The sequence below is a fragment of the Limisphaera sp. 4302-co genome, from assembly GCF_049537155.1.
In the GTDB taxonomy this organism is placed as follows: domain Bacteria; phylum Verrucomicrobiota; class Verrucomicrobiia; order Limisphaerales; family Limisphaeraceae; genus Limisphaera.
This window is the reverse complement of sequence record NZ_JBMVQZ010000030.1, coordinates 1-2,739: the sequence shown is the minus strand read 5'-3', so window position 1 is coordinate 2,739 and position 2,739 is coordinate 1. Positions and strand designations below refer to the sequence as shown.

The following is a 2,739-nucleotide window of genomic DNA, read 5'->3' as shown; positions in this document are numbered from 1 at the left end:
CACGTTGGGCCGGCGTGTGGCGCAGGAGGTCTGGCAGGGAGGCAGTCGGCTGAGCCGGGTGGATTACAGCTGGGGCGGAGGGGACCGGCTGTTGAGTGTGTCGGACGAGCTGGGGCACCGTGCCGACTACCAGTGGGAGGCGCTGGCGCCGATGGTGCGGCAGGTGAGTTTCCAGCAGGGTGGGGCGGTTCGGCTGACGGTCGGCCGGTCGTTCGACCTGTGGAACCGGTTGACCAACATCCAGTCGGTGGTCAGCACGGGGGTGCTGAGTGGATTGCGGTCGACATACGACGAGCTGGGTCGGCGGGTTCGGGCCACCTGGGCGGATGGGAGCTGGTGGGTGTACACGTACGATGGGTACGGGCAGTTGGTGTCGGGTCGGCGGTACTGGGCGGACGGCCGGCCGGTGGCGGGACAGCAGTTCGAGTACCGGCACGATGCGATTGGGAACCGGACGGCCGGTGGTTGGGGCGGGGACGAACTGGGCCAGAGCCTGCGCTGGAGCACCAACACGGTGAACCGGTTGAACCAGTACACCGGTCGGACGGTGCCGGGATATGTGGGGGTGTCCGGGGAGGCTGCCGAGGCGGCGACGGTGACGTTGTGGTGGGGGAGCAACGAATGGGCGCGGGCGATTCAGCAGGGCCGGTACTGGTACGGTGAGGCGTTGGTGAACAACGCGACGGGATCGGTGTGGGTGGTGATTACGAACCTGGGCGTGGTGCGGGGCCAACCGGACCGGCTGCAGTCGGAGACCCGGTCGGCCTTCGTGGCGCAGACGCCGGAGCTGCTGATCCACGACCTGGACGGGAACCTTGTGCGGGATGGGCGGTGGATGTACAGTTGGGATGCAGAGAACCGGCTGACGAGGGTGATCACCGTGGCGGGTCCATCGTCCAGCTTTCGTCGGGTGGAATGGAAGTACGACGCTTTGGGTCGGCGGGTGCGGCAGACGACGTACGTCTTGAGCAACGGGGTGTGGCAGGTGGTGGAGGATGTGAAGTTCGTGAGCGATCCTGAGCTGTTCGGCCGGCATGTGGCGGAGTTGAATGCCACGAACAACGCTCCGGTGCGTGCGTACATCTGGGGCTTGGACCTGTCCGAAACTCTCGACGCCGCGGGTGGTGTGGGTGGTCTTCTCTGGGTTCGGGCTGCCACTGGACCTGCGGCAGGCACCCACTTCGTCTGCTACGACGGCAATGGGAACGTGTGGAACCTGGTGTCGGCGTCCACCGGCACCGAAACCGCCCGGTACGAATACGGTCCCTTTGGCGAGCCCCTCCGCCTGAGCGGTCCTGCGGTCAAGGCAAATCCCTTCGGTTTCAGTACCAAACGCACTGAAGGCTTTACCGGGCTGGTGCTCTACGAATACCGGCCCTACAGCCCCACCTCCGGCCGCTGGTTGAGTAGAGATCCGATCGAGGAGGTGGGAGGGCTTGGTCTGTTTGTCTTTATCGTCAACGCTCCCGTGAGGAGCGCGGATAGTCTCGGCTTGCAAATGGCGCCGCCCGGCTGGCCGTGGCCTACTGATCCCAGCCAACCATTTCCTCCGGCACCACTGCCCATGCCGAAGCGGAAGAAGCCTGCGGTCAACCCATGCGACGACTATAAAAGTTTCCTTCCGACACCCACGTGTATGTGCAACTGCAAGCCAATACCCGATCACTACCCGGCGAGGGCCCAGAAGGTCTGTAATTCTTTCATGGAGAAGTATGATTGGAGTGACCAAGTGCAGTGCGTAGCGCGCTGCTTAGTCGCAGTCGAGCGGGCAACGTACACGATGTCGTACTGCAGCCTGCGCGCGACTATTCGACTTTCGGCTCACCTGGCTTGCTATGTGTCTTGCGGGTTCTATCCATGGAAAGGGCTGCCACACGACGGAGTAGGCGTCGGGGTTGCCGATTTGTTGTGGGTGCTGGCGAGGTGCCACGACCCTTGGAAGCAAGCCAAATGACGATGTCGCGCGGCCTAAAACTGGTGGCTTTGATGCACCTAGCGGTTGTACTTATCAGTCCCGCCATTGGGGCGGTGGTCTTTCTGTGCCTCACATTGGGTGTGAGTTCATTAGCCCACTTTGGCGGAATACTCGCGTTGGGATTTGGTGTACTGTATTCATATGTCTTTTACGGACCGATAACTGTGTTGCTGGTGCTGCTCTCCTCCCCGATATTGTGGGGACTGACACGACTGAAGCATCGCCTGGTTGCGTTTGCATTGGCGGCGGCGGTAGGGGCCGGATTGGGTTGGCTGTTTAGCCAGACTGTAATGACCGACGGGGATGACGCGTTCGTCGCCAGTGCTAGCTGGGCGTCTGCAATTAGCGGCGGTGTGGGAGCGGTGGGCTTGGAATTCGCTTGGTGGTGTGTCCGTCCAATCGGGCGCCGCCAAATGCACACTGGAGAGAGCGTGTCAAAACGGGTTGCGTGAGGTGCAGCACCCTGAGCACGCCTCGTGCTCGATGGTGACCACGTGAGCCTATCTCCAAACGGGTGATGGATAGGAGTCAATAGCATGGCGCCATAGAGAAGCGAAGTAATGGCTTGCTCGAATGGTTTGGAGCATGTACGACACCGATCGCGGCTGGCTGGTGGCCAAATGGTATGCCGATCCGACCACCGGAGTGCCTTCGGCATCGCGTGCGGTGCAGTACACTTGGACGCCTGCTGGTCGGTTGGCCGGTCGGCGTTGGACCCGCGGGGTGGTGACCACCTACGGCTACAACGCCGCCGGGGAACTGGA

2 protein-coding genes are annotated in these 2,739 nt (G+C 62.4%); both read left to right on the top strand.

Annotation, left to right across the window (positions count from 1 at the left end):
* Positions 1-1,954 (top strand): RHS repeat domain-containing protein (locus tag ACPDIX_RS14960; protein ID WP_423432607.1); only part of this gene is annotated, 1,954 nt, incomplete at its 5' end.
* The gene (locus ACPDIX_RS14955; protein WP_423432606.1) at positions 1,936-2,427 is read left to right on the top strand and encodes a hypothetical protein; all 492 of its coding nucleotides are present in this window, start codon (positions 1,936-1,938) and stop codon (positions 2,425-2,427) included. The genes ACPDIX_RS14960 and ACPDIX_RS14955, both read left to right, overlap by 19 nt.
* Positions 2,428-2,739: the final 312 nt, after the last annotated feature.